The following is a 20,694-nucleotide window of genomic DNA, read 5'->3' on the forward strand; positions in this document are numbered from 1 at the left end:
GGTGGGTTCATGGGTCCCTCGACTCAGAAAGCGCCGCCGGCGACGAGTCCGCCGCCGCCTGGCAGCACGAGCGGTGCGAGGCGCACCTGGTGCTCCGGCTCGCTCGGCGCCGCAGCGAGCCAGACGTAGCCGAGCGTCCCGATCGCGCTGGCGCCTGCGCCGACGAAGCTCCACAGGGCCAGGTTGCTGAAGAGATATTGATCGTCGACCAGCGAACTCAGCTCGCCGCACTCCTGCGTCTGGTTGAAGCCAGCGGGGTACCTGCAGTCGACGGCTTCGCCCTCTATGGCATCGACCACGCGCCACTGCCGCTTCGCGTCGCTCGCTTTGGCGTTGGCGACGAGCGTGAACACGACGCCCGCGACCACCCCCGCGCCCGTCGCGATCCCGCCGCCGACGAGCGCGGCGCCGCGCACATCCATCCCTGCGTCTTCGCGCGCGTCGCGCGAGGTGGCTGGTGTCGCGACCGCCGGCGCGGGGGGCGGCGCCAGATCGAGGGTGACGCGCTCTTTCCCCCCCTCGCTCAACCGGATCGTCTTCGTCACCGGGCGCTGGCCCCGCACGGTCGCGGTCACCGTGTGCTCGCCGGGGTCGCGCTCCACCGGCCCGGTCTGGACGACGCGCTCGCCGTCCAGCGTCACTTCCACCGCGCCCGGCGCCACGCCCGCGACCGCGATCTCCAGGGTCGGGATGCGGGATGCGAGCGCGGTGAGCTCGACCCGGGCCTCCGCCTGGGCCTGCTGGAACTCCTGTGGAGCGCTGGCGGCGAGCGGCTCGTCCACGACGCGCTGGTAGAGCGAGCGCGCCTCGAGCAGGCGGCCGAGCCGCTCGCAGGAGCGCGCCGCGAAGAGCAGGAACGGCGGCGCGTGGACCTGCGCGTCCGCCTCGCGGAAGGCTGCGAGCGCCTCCTCGTAGCGGCCGGCGTTGAAGTGCTCCCAGGCCTTATCGGCGAGGGCTCGGGCCGCCGCTTTGGTCTGCGCGGTCGACGGGGCCGGCTGGGAAACCGCAGTGGCCGGCACGGCCGGGAGCGCGAGCACGAGGAGCAGACCCAGGGGGAGTCGTCGGCGGGATCTCATGGCGGAGCGGTGCATGGGAGCCGTGGGCGGTCGAGTTGAGTTTCAGCGTGTCGCAGAGGGCCGTCGGAGCGCTGCGCGGGCGAGGAGCAGACCGAGGCGGAGAGGCTGGGGGGCCCTTACGGCTCTGACGTAGGCGGTGGAGACGCGAAGTCCAGGAGCAGGAGCGCTAGCCCCGGGGCGCCGTCCTGCGCGACGGCGCTGCCTTCGCCGCCGGCGCCGGCCGCGCCGAACTCGATTGTGGCGCCGTCGAGCGACGGGATGGTGTCCGACGTGCCCAGGAAGGCGATGCCGAGGGAATGGCCGCCCTGACCGCCGCCGCCCTTGCCGCCGGTGCCTCCCTGGCCTCCCTTCTCGCCGGCGCAGGCATTACGAATGGAATTGTTGGGGCCAAAATTCTGGCCCACCCCGCCCGCCCCGCCGTTCCCACCCAACCCGCCGATCTGGCCGGTGTTGCCGTTGCCGCCTCGGCCGCCATCGCCGGCGATCAGGTGAACCTCATGGAACGTGAGTATCGAGCTGAGGCTCACCACGGCGATGCTGGACCCCCCTGGAGCGCCGCCCTTGCCGCCTGCACCGCCGCAGCCGCCTGCGCCGCCGTTGCCGCCGCTGGCGCCGCCGTTGCCGCCGTTGCCATTAATCGTGGAGCATTCGGTGCTCCCGCGAGAGCCTCCGCCACCCCCGCCGCCCTGGGCGGTCTTCCCGCGTTGGCCATCACCGCCGGGTTTACCGGCGTAGCCGGTGCTGGAGAGCTGGCCGATGCCGCGTGCCCCCGCGCCAGCTACGCCAGGGTCGCCGTCGCTACCCCTCCTGCCCGCGCTGCACGTCGCGCTTGAACTATTGTATCCCCCGGCATTGTCGTTGTTCTTCTCGTCTGGAAAGCCAATGTCACCGGACGTCCCGCGGACATCCAGACCATTTCCACCCCGACCGCCGCGCGAGTCGTCGGTGGTATCCAGGGTGGTGCTGCAATCATTCGTCTCCGGCAGTGGTGTTGTCACCGTAGTAGCGGAGCAAGCGGGATTGCCGTCGCTGCCGTCGGGCGCCTGTTCGCGCGGAGGGGGAGGTGCGGCCACCGAGGCCCCGGAGGATGCATCCCCTGCCTGGAGCACACACCGGACCAGGTCGACCTTGGAGTGATCGGCAATCGCTGCAATGGCGGAGGTCCCCGCGTCCTTCTCGGCGATCGACGGAGCGAGGATATGGAGATCCTCCAGGTGCACCGCCCCGCCAATGACGCGCATCGTCAGCGGCACGGCTCCGGGCGTCGCCCTCAGCGTGGTCTTCGGTTCATCCCCCCACCGCCAGTTCGCGGTGCAATCGAGCGCGCCAAAGACGGTCACGCTCGAAGTCACCGTGAGCGTTTCCTCGAACTCCTCGGCGCACGCGTACACGCGCCGCGCGCTCTCGTCCTCGATCTGCATGGCGAGCGCGATGGCCTCGGCGAGCGTCTTCACCGGCGCGTCGGGCGTCCCGTTCCCGCCGTCGCTCGCCGTGGCCGACACGAACACGCCGCAGCTTGCATCCGCGGTCCAGCCCTGCTCGCTGGGCACGCACACCAGGGGCGGCGGCCCTCCCCCAGCTCCTCCGCTCCCCCCAGCACCTCCGCTCCCGCTCCCGCCCGCGCCCCCGCTCCCCGCGGCGCCCCCGGTCCCTCCGGCGCCCACGCCTCCCGCGCCCCCGGCGTCCCCCCCGTTCTCGCTGCAGAACATGGGCTTGTGCTTGCAATCGTCGTGGTTCGAGTACGGGAAGCAGCCAGCCAGATCGAGGCCGGCGGCCGCCGTTCCGAGGACGAGCAGCGCGGCGGTACGGGCAGTCCGAGGCATCAGTCATTCTCCATCGTCTTGAGTTCAGATCCCGGTCGTCAGAACGCCCCCCCCACCGAGAGACCCACGTCGTTGATTCCCACCCTGGGCGTCACCTGCACGCGCGCCTCGGGGCCGCTCACGAGGGCATAGACCAGCGTTCCGAGGCCGACCGTCCCGGCCCCCGCGAAGCTCCAGAACGCCACGTTGCTGTAGAGCGCGCTCTCGTCGACCGTTTGGCTTTGCTTTGTACACGCCGCTGGAGCGGGCCGGGCGGTGCACGGGTTCCGATTTCCGGCGAGCAGCGCGGTCTTCTGCGTCTCGGCATCTCCGGCCCTGTTGTTTGCGAGCACCGTGAAGAGCACGCCCGCCGCGGCGCCAACGCCGGTCGCGACCCCACCCGTGACGAGCACCGCCGTCCTCCCGCCGCCCCGCCGCACCTCGGGAGCCGGCAAGCCACTCTGTTCCGCGCCGGCGCGCGTCGCGTCGAGCGCCGGGGTGCGCTGCAGATCCAGGACCACCGCCTCCGTCCCACCCGCGGTCGCCTCGACCGAGCGCGCCTGCGGGACGTACCCGTCGAGCTTCGCGCCGACGTCGTGCCGGCCCGGGTCGAGGAACACGGGATCCGCGAGCGGCGCTCGCCCGACGCTGGCTCCGTCGACGGTCACCTCGGCCCCGTCCGGCGCGACGCGGACCGTGACCGCCGCGACCTGCGCCCGCGCCTCCTGCAGCGACGCCTCCGCGCGCTGCCGCTCCTGGACCTTCGTCGCGGGGGCCTCGCGGAGGTAGCGCGTGAGGTACTCGGCCGCATCGCGGGGCTTGCCCACCCGGAGGCAGGCCACGCCCAGGTTCGAGGCGATCTGGTAGTGCGGCTTGAGCACCCACGCCGCGAGGAACGCCGCGTGCGCGTCGGCCCACTTTCCCGCGTTGGCCGCCTTCACCCCGTCTTCGAAGAGCTGGCGCGCCCTGTCCGTCAGCGCGTCGCTCTCCTGCGCCTCGGTCCGAGGGGGCGCCGGCTGTGCTCCGGCGGCAGGTGCCAGCAAGGCGACGGCGATGCTCAAGGTCCACAGCAGCGGGCGGTTCGTCGTCATAAGGAGTCCAGCGGTGCTCCAGGGAGCTGCGGTTCGGAAGACGCGTACAGCCGTACTTTACCCACCCTGGAGCGCGAACCGTACCTCTTCCGCGCCGTGACGGAAGCTTTTGTCCACCCGTTCCACGCAGGGCGTGATGGTGCAGCGGCTCCGCCGCACGCCGCCCTGCCGCCGTGCTGCGCGGCGACGGCCTCGGCCCAGGGGCTTCCTGGAGGGAGAAGCGTGCTCTCGGAGCGCCGGAGACCGCTGCTCCCCTCCCTTCGACTTCCTTCAGATCCCCCAGCGCGGCTTCGCTTGCTTCGACGTCGGCGGTGGGCTGGGGGTTGTCGGCGGAGACGGCCGCCGAGGGGATGTGCTGTGGGGGGCGGGGCCGCTCGGGGACTGTGTCCCGGCGGCTGGCGCAACAGGGCCGCGATCGTCGCTCGGCGCGCCCGTGCGACCCGCTGCCGGCGCGCCGGCGCGAACGGCCGCCGGTTCGCTGGGCGGCGTGGGGTCCTGCGCTGATGGCTCTAAGGCGGTGTCCGAACCCGCATCCGTCGCCGGCGCAGACGGCACGACGAGAGGTGCAGCGGTCGACGTCTCTGCAGCAAGGCGACTCGCAGGGGGCGCGGACGGGGCGTCGCGGGTGGTGATCTCCGGGCCGGAGGCCGCGAGCTCGGCGGTCGCCGGGGCGTCTGCGGGAGACGGAGCCTCGGCCTGCCCGCCATAGTACGCTCCGAGCGTCACGCCGAGCCCGCTGACGGCAGCCGCGGCGCCCGCGGCGATGAGCCACGTCGTCCACGCGACCGAGCGCCGTCCACCGGACGGTCTGGCGGGATCGATCGTACCAGTCAGCGTGCCCGCCGAGACAGAGCCCGCCAGCGGTGCCGGGAAAGAGGCGAGCGGCCCGCCGGGGGTCGTGCCGCCCGGCCCCAGTGGCATTCCGGGCAGGGGCGTCGCCGCCCCTGGAACGAAGCCGGTGGGAGCCAGGGGGAACGGTCCGTGCGCATCCGAGACGGACGACGCGAACCTCGGCGCGCCCGCGATGCGCGCGAACTCGTCGACCAGCTCGCGGACGGTCTGGAACCGGTGGGCCCGATCGCGCGCCAGCGCCCGGTGGAAGAAGGCGTCGATGGCCGGGGGCAGGCCGGGGGCGAGCTGGGTCGCGGAGGGGATCGGGTCGACGAGGATCCTGGTCATGACCTGCGCGAGCACATCGCCGGGGAAGGGGAGGTATCCCGTGACCATGCGGAACAGGATGACCCCGAGCGCCCAGAGGTCGCTGCGCGCGTCGACGTCGCGCTCGGCGCGGAGCTGCTCCGGGCTCATGTAGTGGGGCGAGCCCATGACCTCGCCCGTCGTGGAGGCGTCGGCGACGAGCTTCGAGGTGGTCTCCTTGGCGATGCCGAAGTCGAGGAGCTTCACCATGTCCTCGTCCTCGCCGTCGACGCGCGCGAGGAAGAGGTTGGCGGGCTTGAGGTCGCGATGGACGAGGCCGGCGTCGTGCGCGCTGCGCAGGGCCTTGCCGGTCTGGGCGAGGATGCGATGCGCCTCCAGCAGCGGGAGGCGGCCGCGCCGCAGGAGGCGCGCGTTGAGGTCCTCGCCCTGGAGGAGCTCCATGACGAGGTAGGGGACGCCCTCGTGAATGCCGAAGTCCTGCACCTTCACGACGTGCGGGGTCCTGAGCTGGGCGGCCGCGCGCGCCTCGCGCTCGAAGCGAGTGCGGAACGCGGGAGAGCTGGCGTAGGCCGGGTCCATGAACTTGACGGCGACCGGCGTGCCGAGCTGCAGGTGGTGCGCGACCCAGACCGAGCCCATGCCGCCGCGGGAGAGCGGGCGCTCGAGGCGGTACTTGTCGATGAGGACGGAGCCGGCGCCGAGGTGCATGGGCGGGAGTTCGGGAGGAGGGAAGAGGCTAGCGGATCCGGGCGCGGGGGAGGAAGAGGATGAAGGCGAGCGAGGGTGGATCGGATGGCGGCGGCTGGCGGAGGGAGGCGCGGGGCAGGCGGCGATGCGGTGGCGACCGGGATTCTCCCGATGCAGGCGTTGCGGACGGAAGCTCCGGCGCGCGGCTGATGCTGAGGTCAGGGGTGCTGACAGCGTGTCTGTGCTCCTCTCGGTGGAGCGGTGACACATCTGGAAGCGGGCCGCGCCGAGCGACGCCGCTGGCGCGACCGCGGGGCCATTGGGGGAGCGCGAGACGCACGAGGGGCCATCGATGGGGACATGGCGTCACGGGGAGGCGAAATCGAGCGACGGCGCCTTGGCTCCGGGGGCGCCGTCGCCGTTGCTTCCGTCTCCCTCGCCGCCGAGGCCGGGCTCGCCGAGCTCGAAATGGAGGTCGTTTGCGTCCATGGGCGGCGGTGTGCCGCGAAAGGCGATGCCGATGGAGTGACCGCCGCGGCCGCCGCCGCCGCGGCCGCCCTGACCGCCGCGGCCGCCGCCGCCGCCGTTGCAGGCGTTGTCAAGGCCGGAGGAGTCCGGTGGTGCCTTGCCGCCCACGCCGCCGGCGCCGCCGTTGCCGCCGGGCTGTCCTGGAGCGCCGTTGCCGCCCTTGCCTCCGCCGCCCGTCTTCAGGGTGACGTCATGGAACTGGAGGATGGCGTCGAGGCTGATGAGCGCGATGCTCGCGCCGCCGGCGGCACCCCCGAGGCCGCCCTTGCCCCCGCAGCCGCCCGCGCCGCCCGAGCCGCCGCTGGGGCCGCCGACTCCCCTGGCACCGCCGGGGCAGGAACGCCCGGGGGAGCCACTGCTGAGAACACCGCGCGCGCCACCGCCGCCACCGCCACCCTGCGCCGTGGTTCCGGGCATGCCGGAAACGCCGGATACGCCGGTGTAGCCACCTTGTGAGAGGGTGCCGAGAGCCGTGGCCCCGGCGCCTGGCCCGCCGGGCATGCCATCTGCGCCGGCCTCGCCGCGGGCGCAGAGAGTTCCCCCTGCCGTCTGCCCGGCTCCGCCATTGGCCGAGCCACCCGGTAGGCCATCGCTGCCGATGACACCGCTGCTCGGTTGTCCTACTCCGCCAGCGCCGCCGACGGAGACCTCGCCCCCATCTTCGCAGTTGTTGACTGGCTCGGCACCGCCGGCGGTAACAGAGGCCATGCACCCACCTTCTCCTGGGTTCCCATCGTCACCGCGCGTGGCGCTGTTCGAGTCCTGGCTTTGATCGGCGCCAGGCGCAGCATCACTTGCCTCAATCGTGCAGCGCGCCAGCGAGACCGTGACACCATCGGCCACGGCCGCGATGGACGACGCTCCGGATGTCAGAACTGATTCAGCAAGGACATGCACGTCCTCCATCCGAACTGATCCGCCCCCATGCATCGTGAGAGGGATGGTCCCGGCCTCGGCCGTCAGCGTCGTCCGCTTCTGATCGCCGATCCATCCCCAGCCGTTCTCGCAGTCGAGTCCACCAAACAGCGTCACGTCGTCCTCGATCTCGACCGCCTCGTTGAACGTCTGGGCGCATGCATAGACGCGCCTCGCCCGAGGCTCGGCGAGGGCGAGCTCAATCGCCTTTTCGAACGTCTTGACCGGTTCGCTCGGTGTTCCAGGATTGCTGTCCTTCCCCTGGACCGACACGAACACGCCACACGTCTCGCTCGCGTTCCAGTCCGCACGGTCGCGCGGCACGCACGTCGATGGCGGCGGCTGTCCTCCCTCTCCGCCGCTCACCGAGCTGCAGGCAAGGACATCTCCGCAATCGCTGCTCATAGAATAGGGAAAGCACCCGGTTTGGCTGGCATCCAGGGCCATCGTTGCCAGAAAGAGCACAGCAGCCAGACAAAAGCGACGACGCATGTTGCCAACACCTCCTGTCCGGGAATGAGAGCTCAGAGCGGTCCGCTCAGCGAGAGTCCGGCAATGCGCGGTCCAAGAAGCGGCGCGACCCGCACGCTCGGCGCCGCTTCCACAGGCTTGCTCGTCACGAGCCCGTACACAAACGTGCCAGCCCCGATCGCTCCCCCCGCCACGAAGCTCCAGAACGCCGCGTTGCTGAGGTCGACCTTGGCATAGATCGTATCCCTGAGATCCTGGCACCCGGGCATGGTCATGCCACGACAGGATGACTCGTTGTATCCTTGATCGAACAGCGCCTTCTTCTCGTCCTCGGCCTCGCTCGCCCGCGAGCTGGCCATCACCGTGAGGATCGCCCCCGCCGCGATGCCAGCACCAGCCGCGATCCCTCCGCCCAGAAGAATTGGCGTCCGGAAGTTGCCGCGCGGCGTCCTCGCTGCCGGAGACGCAGATGCGTGGGGGCGCCCCTTCACGTCTGGGGCAGGCCCTCGCTTGCCTTCCGGTCGCTCGGCAATCGGCAGCGCACCGATCGCGGCCTGATCAAGCTTGACGTGTTCCCTCGCTCCCTCGGTCAGGTGAACCGTCTTGGTCAAGGGACGGCGCCCGGGCGTGCGGACGACCAGGGGGTGATCGCCGGGATCGCGCTGCACAGGGGTATCGAGCTGGACGGGGAGGCCATCGAGCGTCAACTCCAGCCCGGCAGGAACGGTCCCCGTGACGGTGATTTCCACGGTCGGGGTGCGTGCTTCGAGCTCGGCGAGCTCCTTGGTCGCGCTGGCTTTCGCCTCCGCGAAAGCAGACGGAGCGCCGGGCGTGAACTTCTCGTCCACGACGAGCCGATACACATCGCGCGCTTCGAGGAAGCGGCCGAGCTTGACGTAACAGCGCGCCACCATGAGCAGGAACGGGGGCGCGTGCGTTTTCGCCTCGGCCTGACGAAACGCGAGGAGCGCCTCGGCGTATCGCTGCGCCTCGTAGTGGGCCCATCCCTGCTCGGCGAGCGCGACGGCGGCTGCTTTGTTCTGTGCCAGTACAGGACCGTCCTGCGCCGCCGCTGGCGACGTGCATAGGACGCCGAGGAGGAGCAGGCTGGCCGCTGCCGAGCGGTGGTTCATCGCCGCACTCTTGCTCACGATTTGTCCCCAGGGAAAGAACGCGTGCGGGCAAGGACATGAGACCTGGCCACCGCGGGGCACGGTGGCGTCACGGGGAGGCGAAATCGAGCGTCGGCGTCTTGGCTCCGGGGTCGCCGTCGCCGCTGGTCCCGTCCCCCTCGCCGCCGAGGCCGGGCTCGCCGAGCTCGAAATGGAGGCCGTTCGCGTCCATGGGCGGCGGCGTGCCGCGAAAGGCGATGCCGATGGAGTGACCGCCGCGGCCGCCCCCGCCGCGACCGCCCTGACCGCCGCGGCCGCCGTTGCCGCCGTCGCAGGCGTTGTCAAGGCCGGATGCGGAGCCGCCCGATAGCGCCTTGCCGCCCATGCCGCCCATGCCGCCGGCGCCGCCGGGCTGTCCTAGAGCGCCGTTGCCGCCCTTGCCACCGAGGCCTGTTTTCAGGGTGACGTCGTGGAGCTGGAGGGTGGAGTCGAGGCTGATGAGCGCGATGCTCGCGCCGCCGGCGCCGCCTCCGAGGCCTCCCTTACCACCGCAGCCGCCCGCGCCGCCCGAGCCGCCGCTGGCGCCGCCGACTCCCTTGGCATTGGGGTCGGGGCAGGAACGTGGCGGGGTCGTGGGACTGGTGGGAACACCGCGAGCGCCGCCACCGCCGCCGCCACCCCGCGCCGTGGTTCCGGGCCGGCCGGTCTCGCCGGCTTCGCCGATATAGCCATCTTGTGAGAGGGTGCCGAGAGCCGTGGCCCCAGCGCCTGGATCGCCGGAGGCGCCAGGGTCGCTATCCCGGCCGTTCATGCAGGAAGTTCCTCCTGACGTCTGCCCGTCTCCGCCATTGGCCGGGCCATCTGGTAAGCCATCGGTGCCATTGGCACCGCTGCTCGGTTGTCCTGTTCCGCCGGCTCCGCCGAAGGAGTCCGCGACCCCCTCTTCGCAGTCGTTGAATGGCTCGGCACCGCCCGCGGTAAAAGCGGCCATGCACCCACCGTCACCTGGGTTCCCATCGTCACCGCGCTTGGCGCTGTTCGAGTCCTGGCTTTGATCGGCGCCAGGCGCGGCATCACTTGCCTCAATCGTGCAGCGCGCCAGCGAGACGGTGACACCATCGGCCACGGCCGCGATGGACGACGCTCCGGATGTCAGAACCGATTCAGCAAGGACATGCACGTCCTCCATCCGAACCACTCCGCCCCCATGCATCGTGAGAGGGATGGTCCCAGCATCGGCCGTCAGCGTCGTCCGCTTCTGATCGCCGATCCATCCCCAGCCGTTCTCGCAGTCGAGTCCACCGAACAGCGTCACATTCGCCTGGATCTCGACCTTCTCTTCGAACGTCTCGGCGCACGCGTACACGTTCTTCTTCGTGGCATCGGGGAGGGCAGTCGCGAGGGCGATGGCTTTCCCCAACGACTTCACCGGTGCGTCCGGCGTCCCCGCGTTCTCATCGTTTCCGTCGAGCCTCACGAAGATCCCACCACACAACGCGTCGGCCTTCCACCCTTCGCCCTCTCCTGGCACACACTGCGGCGGCGGATCCGGCGGCCCTCCTGCCGTTCCGTCCGACTGGCAGTCATCCAGCAGCTCACCACTTACGTCAAGGCACGGGGGGTGGCCGCATTGAGGCCCTATCGCTCCCATGGCCATCGTCCCCAGGAAGATCGCAGCAGCAAGATGGGCGCGACGACGCATAGTACGGCCTTCTCCCTTCGAGTACGTAAGCTCAAAACCTTCCGCTGAACGAAAGCCCGGCAGTGCCCGGTCCGAGGAGCGGCGCCACGCGTGTCCCCGGGACCGTCTTCTGAGGCTCAGCGTTCATCGTCACCAGCCCATAGACCAGCGTGCCAACCCCGACCGTTCCCCCCGCCACGAGACTCCAGAATGCGACGTTGCCCAGGTCGATCTCGTCATATACTGCGTCTTTAAGGTCGCTACACTTGGTAACGTCCCCCTCGGGGCATCTCTTCTCGTCGCCCCATTCGGCTTTCAGCTCGTTCCTGACCTCTTCCGCGTGATCGGCTCGATTGCCGGCGAGCACCGCGAAGACCACGCCCGTCACGATGCCGGCGCCCGCCACGACCCCGCCCGTGACGAGCAACGGCGTCCGCAGCTCAGCGCGCGGCGCCACCGGCGCCGCCGGCTCCAGCACGAAGGGACGCGCTCCCAAGCCAGCGACCGGCGCGCGCTCCAGCTGCACCGCCACCGTCTCCGCACGGCCCGCCACCGCCGCGATGGGACGCGTCGCTGGCGCGTACCCCTCGAGCTTCGCCCCGATCTCGTGCTCGCCCGGTACCAAGAACACCCGATCCGCGAGCGGCGCCTTGCCCACGACCGCCCCGTCGACCGTCACCTCCGCCCCTGCCGGCGTCACCTGCACCGTCACGGATGCGACCTTCGCAAGAGCCTCCTTCAGCGACGCCTCGGCGTTCTGCCGCTCGTTCACCTTGGTGGCCGGCGCCTCGCGCAGATACCGCGCCAGGTACTCCGCTGCGTCGCGGTGCTTGCCCAGCTTGAGGCACGCGACCCCCAGATTCGACGCGATCTGGTAATGTGGCTTGATCGCCCACGCCGCGAGGAACGACGCGTGCGCATCGGCCCATTTCCCCGCCGCCGCCGCCTGTCTCCCCTCTTCGTAGAGCTGTCGCGCCTTGTCCGTCAGCGCGTCGGTCTCGCCGGCGGCGGCCGCGGTGGCCGGCTGCTGCGCGCCCGCCGCCTGCGTCATCAACGCCACGGCCACGCTCCAGCTCCACAGCAGCGGTTGCTTCCTCATCATCGGAGTCATCAGAACTCAGGCTTCCCTTCGGGGAGAGGCGGGACAGCAGTGCTCGAGGGCGGCACCTTACCCCCTCTGGGCTTCGCGTCCAAGCGCCCCGGCGCAGTCCCACCTACCTTGGTATTCCTTGTCCGCCCCGATGGCTGCGTCTTCGGCAGCGGCTCCCCCTGCTCCGGCTGCTCTTGCCCCGTCTGCGGCTTCGCCGTCGCCTCCGGCCGCGCCGTCGTGGCGGGCGACCCCGTCGGCGCCGCGCCGGCCTCGGCGCTTGGCCCTGGCGCCGCCGCGCTCCCCGAAGGCGGCGCCACGCCCGGCCCCGTTGCCTCCGGCGTTGCCGTCCCCCCTCCGGGCGCCCCTTGCGATACCAGCACCGCGACCATCCCCGCCACGGCCACGAAGCCGAGCCCCGCGACGGCCCAGATCCACGTCCGCGACGACGCCGGCTTCTCCACGATGACCGGGATCTCGTCGCGCTCTTCCAAGCCGGCGGACGGCATCGGCCCCGCCGGCGCGCTCCACGCCCCGCCGCTCGCCACCCGCCCCGCAACGCCGCCCGCCGCCTGCGCCGGCACGGCGTTCCCCGCCGCCGCCTGTCCCATCCGCACGGGCCCCGTGCCTCCGGCCTCGACCCCCGCCGCCAGCGCCGCGCTCCCCAGCAGCTTCTCCGAATCGATGACCAGCGTCCCCTTCGGCCCAACCTGCTGCGACGTCGGCCCCGCCGGCCCCGCCACGCCCCGCTGCGACGGCGGCATCGACCCCGGCGCCCGCCGCTCTTGTCCCGCGCCGCCCACGCCATGCGCGGCCACGCCGACCGGCCCCGTCCCGCCCTGCTGCGCCGCGAACCGCTCGCGCCACCCGCCGCCGAACTGCGGCTTCTCCTCCACCTCGGCCAGCGGCCGCGCCCCGAACATCCCCCGCGCGATCTCCCCCTCGTCCTCCGCGACCTCCTCGATCCGGATCAGCATCCCGTGCCGGTCCTCCATCGTGACATCGCGCTCCCGCACGAACCGCACCGATACGCCGCCCGGGATATCCGCCTCCCGCCCGCTCGTGATCGACGTCCACTTGATGTTCGATCGGTACAGCACCGTCGCGATCTTCGCCGCCGCAAGCGCGATCGACCCGAAGGGCTCGTCGGGCTTGTGGACGATCACCACCCGCTTCGGCTGCGCCCCCTCGTCGGCCACCCAGTCCCAGGTCGCGCCGCTCCGCCGGAGATATGGCAGATCCCCGAACTCCTCGACATACCGCTCCAGCACGTGCGCCACCCGCTCCGGCGCCTCCCGCACCGCGCTCACGTACTCGCGGTAGAACATGCCCGCCGACGAGTTGACCTCCGTCGCGTTCATCACGTGCCGGTAAAACGTCGCCGCTGCCTCGAGCAGCGTCGTGTACCCGAGGTCCCGATCCACCGCGACGATCCCGTGCGCGAACGGCGGGTTCCCCCGCCCGGCGTGGTCGACCGCCCCGCCGATCCGGAAGCCGAAGATGAGCCCCACCGCCCCGTGGCCAGGCTCGTGCTGCGTGTCATCCCTCGACAGATTGCCAATCGCGAACGCGTGCGTCGCCCCCGTCGCAGGCTCGATGTACTTCATCAGCCGCGCCAGGTGGCTGAACTGCGTCGTCGTGAGGGGCCCTTGCGGCACCTCCGGGCAGTACATGAAGTCGATCTGGTGCCCCGGGATGTTCCCGTGCAGCACGTGATACCACGCCGCGTCCGCCGGCGCGCGGTACCGCGGGATCACATAGCCCGAAGCGCCCTCGTTACCGTACATTGGGCCTGACCTGCTGCGGCACCGGCGGGGCAGGGAGCGCCGCGGTCCGCGACAGCGCCGAATGCCCGCTGATGTCCTGCTTCATCCGCTGCAGGAGCTGCGGATCATACGCGTTCTTCGGGAGGATCTTCTCCACGAAGTGCGAGAACAGGTGATGCGTGCTGTGCCCGTAGCTCGCCGACCCGACGAGCACGCGAATGTCGATGTTGTTCTTGTACCGCTCCAGGCTGTCGATGAGCGTCTTGTAATACCCGCGCGCCTCCCGCTCCACCTCGGCCGGCGTCCCGGACAGGACATCGGACTTGTTGATGAAGAGCACAACCGCCTTGCACGAGGCCAGCGTCTTCGGGCTGAAGAAGAACTGCAGCGACTGCGGCTGAAACTCCCGGAGCTGCTCCTGGATCCGCGACGGCTCGACCTTCTGTCCGTCCTTGCCCGCCAGATCCACGACCATCAAGAGCCCATGGACCTCCTCCATGATGAGCTCCTGCTGCGCGTCCACGATGTGCTCGCCGCCCCAGTCGCCGACCTCGAACACGTGCTCCGTCAACACCTCTTTCGTGAGGACGTGGCTGACGGTCCGCTCGTAACGCTCGATCTTCGTCCCCTGCAGCGTGCCCAGATCCACGAGGGGATTCGCCCACTTGAGCGTGAGCGACGTCTTGCCGGTCCACTTGATGCCCAGCGTCAGGATCTTGTACCGCTTCTGCGTGATCTTCGGCCGGCTCTCGAGCTCGCTCTTGTACCAGTCGATCTCCTTCTGCTGGGCGTCGAGCCAGTCGACCTTCTGCCGGTCCTCGCCCCGCGAGATCTCGAGCGCCTGCTGGAGCTGCCCGTACTGCGCCCGCAGCTGATCCAGCTGGCCCTTGGCCTGCCGGAGCGCCTCGATGTGCTGGTTCGCGTCCTGAAGCTTCCGCTTCAGCTGCGTGGCCTGCATCAGCAGGAACACGGCGCCTGCGCCGCACGCCACCGCGATCAACCCGAGCACTATCGGTAGAACAACCTGCATGGCTTACAATCCTCGCGACCCGCCGGGCGGGCTATCCCGCCCTGTCCTGTCCCGCGCGGCCGGAAGAACGGCGAGCGCGGACCGGCCTGAATCCTGAGAAACGCATCAGACCACGGCTCGCCGCAGCGTACAAGTCCGAGGTAATCCCCAGCACGAGCCATTACTTCATCGTCCGCCATCGGACGCCATGTCCCCACGCACACAGGACCCGCGTCCTCCGCGCCCGCGCGCCGCTCCCGCTACCGGCCTGTCCCGATCACCTCGCGCCACCGCCCTTGCGGGTCACTCGCGGCAGCGCCGTCCTCGTCTCGGGCGCGAGATCCAGCGTGTCACGCTCCCCGGCCGCGAGCCGCAGCGCGCCCGCATACGCGATCATCGCCCCGTTGTCCGTGCAGCTCGCGAGCGGCGGCACGAACAGCGCGAGGCCCCGCCGCTCGCACGCCGCGGCCATCTTCGCGCGGAGCCCCTGGTTCGCCGCGACCCCGCCGCCGAGGACCACCCGCCCGATCCCCTCGGCCCGCGCGGCCCGCACGGTCTTCTGCACGAGCGCGTCGACCACGGCCCCCTGGAAGGCCGCGCACAGGTCGCGGAGCGCCTGCCCCTCCGGCCGCCCCCGCTTCGCCACGTGCCGCGCGACCGAGCTCTTGATGCCGGAGAAGCTGAACTCCAGCGACTCCTTGCGCGCCATCAGCGCTGGCACCGCGTCCGCCGCTGCGGCCGCGTCGCCCCCGGCCGCGAGCCGATCGACCACCGGCCCGCCCGGATACCCGAGGCCGAGCAGCTTCGCCACCTTGTCGAACGCCTCGCCCGCCGCGTCGTCGCGCGTCGCGCCGAGCTCCCGGATCGCCCCGATCGCCGGGCCATCCACCCGGTAGATCGCCGTGTGCCCGCCCGAGGCGAGCAGCGCCACGTACGGGAACGACGGCCGCTCGCGCTCGTCGGAGAGCGGCGCGCCGCCCCGCCGCAGGAACACCGCGAGCAGGTGCCCCACGAGGTGATCGACGCCCACGAGCGGCTTGCCCGCGGCCCACGCGAGCCCCTTCGCGGCCTGCAGGCCGACGAGCAGCGCCCCGGCGAGCCCCGGCCGCGACGTCACCGCGACGCCGTCGAGATCCGCCACCGAGACGCCCGCGCGCGAGAGCGCCTCGCGCACCACCGGGACCACCGCGCGCGCGTGATCGCGCGCCGCGACCTCGGGCACGACGCCCCCGTAAGGCGCGTGCAGCGCCACCTGGCTGCGCACGACGTCGGAGAGGACGTCGCCTCCCTCGGTGACCACCGCCGCCGCCGTCTCATCACACGATGTCTCGATCCCTAGAACCCGCATGTCCCTGTCCGCCGCGTCAGCCTGAAATTGCCAAACACCTGCCGCTGCCCCGCCGCATCCGCCTCGCCCGGCGCGAGCGGCGCCCGGCCAGGCCGGAGCAGGCGCACCTCGACCGACGCGTCCGTGCGCAGCGACAGCACCGCGAGCATCGGCTCCGTCTCGGGCTCCGACGCGTCGACCGCGTAGATTGCGTTGCGCTCCCGGCCCTCCCCGAACTCCAGCCGTGACAGCGGATCGTGGACGAGCGCGCCGATCGGCCGCAGCGGCGCGCCGTCGAGGAGGCGCCGCTCGGCCGTGGCCCCGTCGGGCGCCTCGTAGGTCCACAGCGCGCCGGGCGGCTCCGCCCCGTCGAGCGCGTCCGCGTCGAGCGTGAGCCGCATCTGCACCCGCGGGCTCAGGCCGGCGCGGAACGCGCCGCCCAGCGTGATCGCGCCGCAGTACGCCTCCCCGTCGGCCGTCGAGAACCGGCTCAGGTCGTCGCAGCCGGCCGCCCCGCCGGCGCTCATCGCGCCGGCGAGGGCGAGCGGCGCGAGCCGCAGCGCGCGGCGCCGCGGCCCGGGCGGAGAAGCGCGGCTCAAGGCGCGGCGCTCCGCATCAGCTCGACCGCGGTCTGGCGGACGCGCGGCTCGGGATCGCTCGCAGCGAGCTGCCGGAGCACCGGCGCCGCCGCCGCGCGGTCCGCGGAGGCGAGGGCGCGGGCCGCCGCCTCGCGCACCAGGGCGTACGCGTCGGCGCGGGCCGCCCCGCCGAGCGTCTCGGCTACCTGGCTCGGCCTGCCGCCGCCCGCGCCCCCGCCCGGCGCGCCGAGCCGACCCAGCGCCTCCGCCGCGCGCACGCGCAGCGGCCAGCTCGACGAGGTCCGCAGGAGCTCCGAGACGGCCGCGATCGTCGGCGCGTGCCGGACCGCGCCGAGCGCCGCGAGCGCCGCGCGCCGCACGCTCTCCTCGGGATCGCCGAGCGCGTCGACCACCGCGGCCTGCGCCTCCGGCTCGGGCCGGGTCGCGAGCAGCTCGACCGCGCGCGTGCGCACCTCGATCGCCGGGTGCCGCACGAGCGCCACGAACCCGCTCACGACCGCCGCCGCGATCCCCTCCACGGCGGCCTCCACCTGCCGCCTCGGCTCCGGGGCGAGCGCCGCGCGCCCGTCCGTGAACGGCGCGAGCCCGAGCGCCGCGACGCCCCCGCCGGCGCCGGGATCGCCGCCTGCCCCGCCCGACACGGCCGCGCCGCGCGACAGGATCGCGTCGGCGACGACCAGGGCCCGCTCGGGCGACGTCGCGACCGCGGCGACCGCGGCCTTCTGCAGCGCCGGGCCGAGCGCCACGAGCGCCGCCGCGCGATCCTCCGGGCCGGGCGGATCGGGGTCGAGCCCCGCGAGCACGTCCTTCACCGTCAGCGCGCCGTCCGGCACCGGCAGCGGCTCGCGCGCGCGCGGGTACGCGCGCCGCGTGAGCGCGACCGCCGCCGACACCGCGGCGGCGCGCAGCCCCTCGTCCGACGAGAACGCGCCGGCCGCGATCGCCTGGGCGGCCCCGCCCGCGGCGACCGCCTCGGCCTCGCCGGCGCCGCCGCCTCCGGGTCCCGCGCCGCCGCCGCCGAGCCGCGCGAGCGTGATCAGCGCCGCGCGGCGGAGCTCCGGCTCGCTCGAGTCGGCGAGCGACATGAACAGCGCGGGCCCCTCGCCCCCGCCCGCGAGCTCGCCCAGCGCGCGGACCGCGGCGGCGCGCGGCACGGAGCCGGCCTCGGGCGCCCTCGCGACCGCGGACAGCGCCGCCGCGTGCTTCCGGTCGTGCGTCAGCCCGAGGCCGACCGCCGCGAGCGCCCGCACCTCCGGCGCCGGCGACGACAGGAGCCGCGCGAGCAGCGCCACCGCCTTGGCCGCCGGCCGCCCGCCGCCCGCCGCGAGCCGCGCCACGCCCCACGTCGCGGCGACCGCGACCGCGTCGTTCGGCAGCACGCTCGCCGCCGCGTCCCGCGGCGCGAGCATCTGCTCGTAGCGCTCCAGCATGGCCGGGTCGCGCAGCGCGCCGCACGCGATCATCGCGCGGGCGCGCAGGCCCTTGTCGGCCTGGCCTACCGCGAAGTTGTAGAGCGCCGGCCCGGCGCCCTTGTTCTCGACGTAGGCCAGCACCTCGATCGCGACCTTCTGCTGCGACTCCTTCTCGTCCGCGAGCGCGTCGAGCAGCGGCTTCACCGCGCGGGCGCCGATCTTCGCGAGCTCCGCGCGCGCCGCCGCGCTCGCCGCGCGCCCCTCGCCGCGGACCTTCTGCATCAGCGGGAAGGTCATCGCGCCGTAGAGCTCCACGAGCAGCCGCCGGTAGAGCGGCTTCTGGGGGTTGCCGACCGCGACCGGCAGGAGCTCGCGCTCGAGCACCTCGAGCGAGCCCCTGCCGAGGTTCACCTGCATCGACATCCGCGCCGCGCGCGCGACGAGCTCCTCGTCGTTCGACGCCCTCACCACCCGGCGGAAGAGCCGGTCGGCCTCCTCGGCCTGCCCCGCGGTGAGCAGCAGCTCGGCGAGGTCGAAGTACACGGGGAACAGCCGGTCGTTCTTCGCGAGCGCCTGCCGGTACTCGGCGATCGCGCGCTGGAAGTCCTGCCGCCGGCGGTACATGTCGCCGAGCTTCTGGTGGCCGCTCGCGTCCTCGGGCGACAGCTCGACGGCCCGCGCGGCGTACCGGATCGCGTCGTCGTCGCGGTACAGCTCCGCGGCGTACTGCGCCATGCGCTGGTAGAACTCGCGGGCCCGCTTCGGGTTCACCTCGACGAGCTTGCCCAGCACGTCGATCGCGCCGAGGAGGTTCTGCTGGAGCACGAGCACGCGCTCCAGCGCGAGGAGCGAGTCCTCGTCGCCCGGCGCGGCCTGGACCAGCCGCCGGAGCGTGGCCTCGGCGTCGGGCAGCCGGTGCAGCTTGCGCTGCACCTCCGCGAGCAGCCGCCCCGCCTCCAGGTCGGGCGGGGTCGCGTTGAAGCGCGCGGCGAGCGGCGCGACGCGGCTCGGCAGCTCGTGGGTGAGCGACCAGAGGCTGACGATGTGGGTGCGCGCCTCGCGCGCGAGCAGCTTGTCGTTGCCCGCCCCGGCGAGCAGCTGCTCCCAGAGCTCGCGCGCCTCCGTGTAGCGCGGCCCCGCGTTGCCGAGCGCGCTCGCCGTGCGCTCCAGCGCGATCGCGAGCGCCTTCTTGTAGCGGCTGTTCGCGGGCTCGAGCTGCGCCGCCTCCCGGAGCGCGGCGAGCGCCTCCGCCACCATGTCGTGGTCGAGGTACACCTCCCCGAGCGTGGCCGCGGCGCGCGCCCGGCTCGGCACGACCTGCTTGATGCGCGCCCACGTCTCCAGCGCCTTCTTCTTGTCGCCGGCCTGGAAGTACCGGTCGCCCAGGTCGACGAGGTGGCTCGGATCGCCGCCCGCGGCCGCGGCGAGCCGCTGGAGCACCTTGAGGGCCCGGTCCTTCTCCTCCACCCGCTCGTAGAAATCGGCGACGGCCGCGAGCGTCTCGGCCTCGTCCGCGACGCGCCCCTCGAGCTGCGTGAGCAGCGCGAGCGCCTTGGGCCGGTCGCCCCGCTGGATGAGCGTCTCGCACAGCTCGAAGACGAAGTCCGCGTTGCCCGGGGCCGCCTTGATCAGGAGCTCGTACTCGCGGATCGCGGCGTCGAGCTCGCCGGCGGTCTGGAGCAGGTGGACGAGCCGGAGCCGCGTGTCGATGTGCTTGCCGTCGAGCGCGAGGGCCTTCCTGTAGATCCCGATCGCCTTGTCGACGTCGCCGGTCTCCTCGTACAGGGCGCCCAGGGTCGCGAGCCGCTGGAAGTCCTGCCCCCTCTCGGCCTCGAGGATCGCGATGAGCTCCGCGAGCTTGCCCTCGGCGCGGAACGCGTCGGTCATGATGAGCAGGATCTCGGCCCGCACCCCGGCGGCGCTGCCGGCGATGGCGAGCGCCCGCTTCAGCACGGCGAGCGCCTCGTCCATCTTCTTCTGCTTGGCGAGCGCCTGCCCGAGATCGCGCAGCGCCGGCGCGAGCGCCCTGTTGTCGCCGGCCGCGGCCTTCACGAGCTCGCGGAACTCGGCCTCGGCGCGCGCGTGGTGCCCGCGCGCGGAGAGCTCGCGCCCGAGCTCGGCCTTCACGAAGAGCGAGCCCTGCGCGTTCTTCACGAGCGCGTCGTGCTGCGCCTTGGCCGCCTCGAAATCGGAGAGGTCGAGGCAGAGCGCGAGCAGCGTGCGCCGGGTCTGCTCGACGTCCGCGGGGACCTTGAGCAGCGGCAGCGCCTTCTCGTAGTGCCCGCGCGCGCGCGCCTTGTCGCCGCGATCCGCCTCGAGCTGGGCGAGCGCCATCATCGCCGCCGGTTCCCCGGGCCGGTCCGCGATGGCGGCCTCGTACGTCTTGATGGCGTCGTCGTAGCGCCCGTCCTGCTTGTAGACGCCGGCGAGCACGACCTTCGAGGCCCAGGCGTCGGCCCCCGGCTGCGCGGCGCGGCGCTCGAACTCCTCGACGAGCTTCTTCAGGTTCCCGTCGCGCTCGCGGTAGAGCTGGGCGAGGCGCTGGAGCGGGAAGGGCGCGCTCGGCTGGCTCATGACGATGGCCGTGTAGCGCGCGATCAGCGCGTCGCTCGACGGGCCGCCCCGCTTCCCGTCGCCGGTCTCTGCCGGCTCCGGCTTCGCCTGCGGCGGCTTCGCGGGCTGCGGCCGCGCGGCGGGGCCAGGCCTGCCGCCGCCGGGCTTCGGGGCCTTCGGTCTGGGCCGCTTGCCGCGGCCGGACGGATCGAAATCCGCGGCCTCGGCGCGCGGGATCGCGAGCGTCGCGGCCGCGGGGATCAGGACCGCGAGGCAGCCGGCCAGAACGTGGGATCGCACCTGGGTAGGGTAGATCGACGGTGCGCGGCCGGCCACGCGGAGCAGCGGCGGCGCCGGGAAAGGGCGCGATCGGGCCGGCGCGGACGCCGGACATGCGAGGCCGATGAGCTCAGCAGACGA

General features: G+C 72.6%; 13 protein-coding genes. All 13 read right to left on the reverse strand.

Annotated features, from left to right (window positions below; all coding sequences use genetic code 11):
- Positions 1-23: 23 nt before the first annotated feature.
- The 13 genes from WME95_RS09215 to WME95_RS09275 all read right to left on the reverse strand — a co-directional run bounded on the left by WME95_RS09215 (position 24) and on the right by WME95_RS09275 (position 20,574).
- The gene (locus WME95_RS09215; RefSeq protein WP_437908043.1) at positions 24-1,076 is read right to left on the reverse strand and encodes a tetratricopeptide repeat protein; all 1,053 of its coding nucleotides are present in this window, start codon (positions 1,074-1,076) and stop codon (positions 24-26) included.
- 116 nt (positions 1,077-1,192) lie between these two features.
- Complete coding sequence (locus WME95_RS09220) at positions 1,193-2,899, reverse strand: hypothetical protein (RefSeq protein WP_437908044.1); 1,707 nt, start codon at positions 2,897-2,899, stop codon at positions 1,193-1,195.
- A gap of 38 nt (positions 2,900-2,937) precedes the next feature.
- Positions 2,938-3,969, reverse strand: a complete 1,032-nt coding sequence (locus WME95_RS09225) for a PEGA domain-containing protein (protein WP_437908045.1) — start codon at positions 3,967-3,969, stop codon at positions 2,938-2,940.
- A 270-nt stretch (positions 3,970-4,239) separates the two neighbouring features.
- Positions 4,240-5,835: a protein kinase domain-containing protein gene (locus tag WME95_RS09230; protein WP_437908046.1), complete on the reverse strand. Its 1,596-nt coding sequence runs from the start codon at positions 5,833-5,835 to the stop codon at positions 4,240-4,242.
- A gap of 345 nt (positions 5,836-6,180) precedes the next feature.
- Positions 6,181-6,759 carry a hypothetical protein gene (locus WME95_RS09235; protein WP_437908047.1) on the reverse strand — a complete coding sequence of 193 codons (579 nt, stop codon included), beginning with the start codon at positions 6,757-6,759 and terminating at the stop codon, positions 6,181-6,183.
- Positions 6,760-7,781: 1,022 nt separating this feature from the next.
- Positions 7,782-8,576: a hypothetical protein gene (locus WME95_RS09240; protein ID WP_437908048.1), complete on the reverse strand. Its 795-nt coding sequence runs from the start codon at positions 8,574-8,576 to the stop codon at positions 7,782-7,784.
- Positions 8,577-8,949: 373 nt separating this feature from the next.
- On the reverse strand, positions 8,950-10,317 hold the full coding sequence (locus WME95_RS09245) for a PGRS family protein (protein WP_437908049.1): 1,368 nt from the start codon (positions 10,315-10,317) through the stop codon (positions 8,950-8,952).
- Positions 10,318-10,573: 256 nt separating this feature from the next.
- Complete coding sequence (locus WME95_RS09250; RefSeq protein WP_437908050.1) at positions 10,574-11,623, reverse strand: PEGA domain-containing protein; 1,050 nt, start codon at positions 11,621-11,623, stop codon at positions 10,574-10,576.
- Positions 11,624-11,631: 8 nt separating this feature from the next.
- On the reverse strand, positions 11,632-13,395 hold the full coding sequence (locus WME95_RS09255; RefSeq protein WP_437908051.1) for a hypothetical protein: 1,764 nt from the start codon (positions 13,393-13,395) through the stop codon (positions 11,632-11,634).
- Positions 13,385-14,404 carry a hypothetical protein gene (locus WME95_RS09260; RefSeq protein WP_437551052.1) on the reverse strand — a complete coding sequence of 340 codons (1,020 nt, stop codon included), beginning with the start codon at positions 14,402-14,404 and terminating at the stop codon, positions 13,385-13,387. Before WME95_RS09260 ends, WME95_RS09255 begins: the two co-directional genes overlap by 11 nt.
- 256 nt (positions 14,405-14,660) lie before the next feature.
- Positions 14,661-15,731, reverse strand: coding sequence for a tRNA (adenosine(37)-N6)-threonylcarbamoyltransferase complex transferase subunit TsaD (gene tsaD / locus WME95_RS09265; RefSeq protein WP_437908052.1), 1,071 nt, complete (start codon positions 15,729-15,731; stop codon positions 14,661-14,663).
- Positions 15,719-16,309, reverse strand: a complete 591-nt coding sequence (locus WME95_RS09270; RefSeq protein ID WP_437908053.1) for a hypothetical protein — start codon at positions 16,307-16,309, stop codon at positions 15,719-15,721. Before WME95_RS09270 ends, tsaD begins: the two co-directional genes overlap by 13 nt.
- Positions 16,306-20,574, reverse strand: coding sequence for a HEAT repeat domain-containing protein (locus WME95_RS09275; protein ID WP_437908054.1), 4,269 nt, complete (start codon positions 20,572-20,574; stop codon positions 16,306-16,308). Before WME95_RS09275 ends, WME95_RS09270 begins: the two co-directional genes overlap by 4 nt.
- Positions 20,575-20,694: the final 120 nt, after the last annotated feature.

It is taken from the genome of Sorangium sp. So ce327 (assembly GCF_051530205.1).
Taxonomy (GTDB): domain Bacteria; phylum Myxococcota_A; class Polyangia; order Polyangiales; family Polyangiaceae; genus Sorangium; species Sorangium cellulosum_B.